This window comes from Propionispira arboris (assembly GCF_900109225.1).
In the GTDB taxonomy this organism is placed as follows: domain Bacteria; phylum Bacillota; class Negativicutes; order Selenomonadales; family Selenomonadaceae; genus Propionispira; species Propionispira arboris.
In genome coordinates this window covers 1-5,171 of sequence record NZ_FNZK01000038.1, presented here as the reverse complement: position 1 = coordinate 5,171, position 5,171 = coordinate 1, and the positions used below count along the sequence as shown (strand labels likewise).

At 44.7% G+C, this 5,171-nt stretch carries 2 protein-coding genes; both read right to left on the bottom strand.

Translation table 11 applies throughout. The annotated features are described in order from the left end of the window. On the bottom strand, positions 1-2,830 hold a 2,830-nt coding region (locus BMY14_RS20260), incomplete at its 3' end, for a hemagglutinin repeat-containing protein (protein WP_245741512.1). 20 nt (positions 2,831-2,850) lie between these two features. Beyond that, positions 2,851-5,171 (bottom strand): beta strand repeat-containing protein (locus BMY14_RS20255; protein WP_425438936.1); only part of this gene is annotated, 2,321 nt, incomplete at its 5' end.

The window sequence follows — 5,171 nt, the reverse complement described above, 5'->3', positions numbered from 1 at the left end:
TACTGGTTTCTTTATAGTTGTCTACAGCCTGCTGGCTTTCAAGGTTTAGATTCCGGCCTGCTTCGACCTTTACCGTTTCACCTTTTGCTTGTGCACCGACTAGATTTATGTCTTGCCCTGCTTTTATGGTCAGCGTATTTGCAGCGGTAACCGACGTATCGGTCTGTGTGATCGTGTTCCCATTGCCGTCTGTGTTGGCTTTTGAACCGCTGGCAAAGAATCCTGGTGCACTCTTTGCACTCATTTCTACGCCAACACCAGCTGAACTGCTGCTGTTGGTTGTTTTCGTATTTGTCGTATTCTCTGCGGATTTCAGATTGACATCTCTGGCAGCTGTTAGTGAAATGTCTTGGCCCTTCACATTGGAGCCAACAATCGTTATATCACCATCTACCGCTTTACCTTCAGCGTCTTTTTTCCCTGATCCTGCAGCGATAACATTGACATTGCCGCCAGCAGTGATTGTACTTTGCTGAACGGTTACTTGCGCAGCGTCTGTTTCGCTTTGCTGTTTTGATGTTCCAATACTTACACTAACCTTCAAGCTATTATCTTTTGAGGCAGCTTTCGTTCCGTCCGGGGTTTTCCCGTTCAAAACATTATTGGCTGCAGTTGCCGCTTTGTAGCCATACAGCGCTTTTAGGCGGCTGTCTTCCACTTGAGTGCTGCGCGTTAATGGTTGGTATACGCTATTTATGTTGTTAAGTGTTTGATTGCCAACAGAAACGCTTATACCACTTTGCGAAAATTTATAGGTTTGTTGTTCTTGATTACTATTATTTGCTGATTCGATTGTTACATTCTTACCTAGTACATTGGTGTCTTTGCCACTGATAATATCTGAGGCGATTACTTTCACATCGTTTCCAGCTGCAATATTCACATTACCATTCGTCGAACCTACTGTACTGGCAACTTGTGTGATGTTTTGCTGTGCATCGGTAGTTGTTATCGACCTTTTTCCAATCGTAAAGCCTACCCCACCACTAAATATACCCGAACTTGTTTCGTGGTAATAGTGATCTTCCTTACCTGTCTGTTGGGCGCTTGTGATATTGATATTGTCCTGCGCTGCCAAGTTGACGTCATTCGTACCCACTACATTACTGCCATGAACAATAATATCTTTACCACTTTGGATATTGACCTGATCGCCGGATACGGTGCTGCCCTTTACTTGGTTAAGCAGTGAATAGTCTCGTGAATCTGACGTACTTGAGAAAAATCCGTGACCACTGCTATGAAGTTCTTTTAACGATTCATGTTTCTCCATGTCATTTTGGATATCTACCGTTTTAGCAGCGGCAATGGTTATCACGCCGTTTTGGCTTGTCACACTACTGCCTGTAATACTAATATTTCCTTTATCCGCCGCACTATTTAAAGCGGCAACGGTTGCATTCTTACCTGCCTGGAGATTGCTGCCGACTACTGTCTCGTCGATACTATGTGCATTGTAATGGTCCCCACGTTCATTGTAAGTCTCATTTTCTGTGTGAATATCCTTCACGGCATTCACCACAAGGTTACCCTGCGCAGCAACCGATAAGCCACTAAGTGCATTTACCTTTACGCCGCTCAAGCGGATATCGCCCTGACTTGCGACTGCTACATTGTTCCCGCTCAAGGTACTCGTGACGTTTTGGATATCGGTATAAGAGAACGCTTGATTCGAAGATTTATCGGCTCCTTTGTTTTGAGAAACAACAGTTCCTACGATAAAATCATGTCCTGCATTAATCGCTGCATTGCCTACTGCAGTAATAGCTCCGCCTTGCAGTGAAATATCTCTGCCGGCAAGAAGCGTCAAATCACCTTGGGACTCAATCGTTGCTTTCGCTCCGATTACAGTATTGCTACCTGTCCAGCTGTGTCCATTGGCACTCGTACTGGCGGTCACTGCACTGCTTGTTGTTTCATTTCTGATATCCCGTCCGGCAGCTACGAATACTTGACCTCCCGTAATCGTACCACTTTGGTTCAAAATATCATTGACTGCCACAAGGCTGGTTGTACCTGTGCCACCGATTTTTCCACCATTTTGATTCAATAGATTATTGGCCTGAATGCTGGTTAGAACACTGCCTGTAATGGTACCACTATTGGTTAGGTTGCCTGAAAGCTTGAAATCCACCGTATCTGCTGCGATGAGCGCACCAGAGGATTTAAGATCTATCGTACTGGCTTTACAGAGATAGATCTGTGGTACCAAAACTTTTTCTTTTGTTCCATCAGCCAGCGTAACTTCGCGTTCTACCATCCACACCAAGTCTTGTGTCAAATTGGCAGCCTGAGCTGCTGTCAATTCCATTCCTGTAACTAAGTTCATCGATTTTGCCTGTGCCACGCCACTGTCCATTAAAGCTTTATATTCTGCATCACTGTTATCAAAGCCGGATAAATATCTTCTCCCGGTCATTTGTGTAATTTGATCATTTACCAGCTTTTGTTCATAAAAAGCATCGCCTAAACGTTTTTGTGTCATAGCTGGATCATAATTAAGTCGCTGCAACATATAGTCACTGGATATGAAGCTCTTGTAGTTAGCAAAGCGCGAATCCGTTTCCACCACATACTTAGCTGTAGGTTTGGAATCCATTTTATATAAACCACTTTGTGGGATGGTAAACGAAACCGCTCCATCACCTTTTGATACAGTCGCAGCTACGCTTCCATTTGCAGCTGCTGGAGCCGTTCCACTTTGCACCGCTGTCAAGACAGGAGTGCTTAGCTGCCCTGATGTAATACTCGTACTTGGTGCTGTCCCTGCAAACGTTGTACCCGAAATCGCAGTCCCGCCTTGTGCTGCAGGAACGGTTCCACTTTGCACCGCTATCAAGGCAGGAGTGTTTAGCTGCCTGCTGTAATACTCGCACTTGGTGTTGTCCCTGCAAACGTTGTACCCGAAATCGCAGTCCCACCTTGTGTTACAGGAGCGGTTCCACTTTGCACCGCTATCAAGGCAGGAGTGCTTAGCTGCCCTGCTGTAATACCCGCACTTGGTGTTGCCCCTGCAAACGTTGTACCCGAAATCGCAGTCCCACCTTGTGTTACAGGGTTAGTTCCACTCTGAATTATTGTTTGCGCTGCAGTTCCAAGCTCTCCGGCACTAGCATTTAGTGCTATTTTCCCTGTAACCGTTGGTTGGGCGCTGCCGGAAACCGCTACACCACCGATCGATGGTAGAGTGATTGTCGAGCCAATTTGCGATCCTGTCGTACCGTCTCGTTGCTCAATATTACTCACATTATTGCCTGTTACTGAAATTGTTTTAGCAGTAAAAGTTGCTGAAATCCCTCCATCAATGTAGTTAGTTGCGGTGTAAGGACCGAAAGTCTTTGTACCACTGGAATCTTTAAGACGTGGTCCCTTAAGCCCTCCTCCTGTTACAAACCAGTCATGAAAAAATGATTGATCGGTAGAAGTTGCTGTTTGTTTCAAGCGATAGCCTTGATTTAGTAACGTGCCAATGTTCCCTATAATGCCATTGCCAACAGCAACTTGGCTATACTGGTTCGTAAACTGCCCGCCTACATTAACCCCCATATTTTGTCCTACACGAATTTGACCAAGTGTCGGCGAACTAATGATATGTTCCGTTTCGATTGTAGTATTAGTCGTTCGCTTCTCCTCTGGACTGCCTTTTGAATGATATGTATCCATAGTTCGTGTACTTTCTGGAGACAACTGTGTGTTTGGGTCATATCCCGGATAGAAGGAAATTACATAATCACCATTTGCATTCGTTTGTATGCTTTGGCAATATGCTGTCGTTTTTCCTGCTTCTTTACCTGTCCAAGTTGGAACCGAAACACTGCCTATGTCTTCACCGCGGTTAGAATTTCCCTGATAAGTACTAGTAATATCATTATAAATTAATTTTTTCTGACTAGCATCATAAGAAATAACATTGCTTTGTGGTACCGTAATAGAAAGTTTTAAATAGTATCCATTGTTACGGTTTCCCCACTGACCAGGTCCACCAAATTGTTTTGGACCACGACGCCGCTTCGGAAGATTTTCCTTCAGACTTGTATATATCACATGTGGAGCCATCGTTAGTACTTTACTCGTTTCACTCGTTGTCGTTCCCAGTACTGGATCACCACCAGCAAGATTCTCCACGTTCTCCGCTGCCAAATTGAGATTGCCATCCGCTTCAATCGTTGCTGCTTTATTGGTCACTAACTGTGTACGGTTGACAAATAACTCATTACCAGCCTGCTGATTATTGGCTGCGATATTAACATTCCCTAAGCTCAGTATGTTTGCACCATCTTGGTTAATTAAATGATTGCTCGTCCAAAAATTGATCGTGTCTGTGCCACCAATAATCGCACTTGCTCCTTGATTCGTTATATTCCCAGCACTCAGCGTAACCGTATTGCCTATAATTGTGGCATGGTTCGTCAAGTTCTGGCTTGCGGTCGTTAGCTGATTGCCCTCGATCCGTCCATCATTGGTAATGTCTCCGCCAACAATTAGATTGGCCTGCCCCGCATTGATGGTGCCGCTGGCGGTATTACTCAAATTAGGAGCACTAAGCGAAAGAATACCATTCGCTTCTAAATTTCCTTGATTCGTAAAATCGCTGTGTACCGCCATGGTCAAGTTATTTTGCGCAACCATATGGTTATTGGCATTATCCACACTTCCCGCAGTAATGGCAAGGTTTCCATTGCTACCAAGTAAACCCGCTTGGTTGTTTAAGTGCTGATTCGCAGTAATACTTAACGCGCCCGTCGTACCAGTATGGGTGATACTTCCGTTCGCATTATTGATATTTTGCCCACTAATAACAGCTCCATTACCAGCTTGCATTTTGCCATTACTATTAAGCACATCCCCTGAAGCAACTACACTCAGACTACCTGCATACAATCTACCGTTCGTATTATCGACGGTTCCCTGGCTCGTAACACCTGCTTGGTTTTGTGCAGCAATAAGTCCGTTTTGATTGCTAAGATTTCCTGTATTTAAATACAACTGCCCGTTGGTAAGAAGCGTACCGCTTGTATTATCCAAGCTGCCTTGTGAGGTAAGTTTCATATCATTTGTACCACTCTGCTGGATACTACCGCCTCGATTACTGATAGCCTGTGCGGTAAGGGTTACTTGTTCTCCCGTGATTTGTCCGGCTGTACCATTCGCATTTTTGTCATTTTTTACGG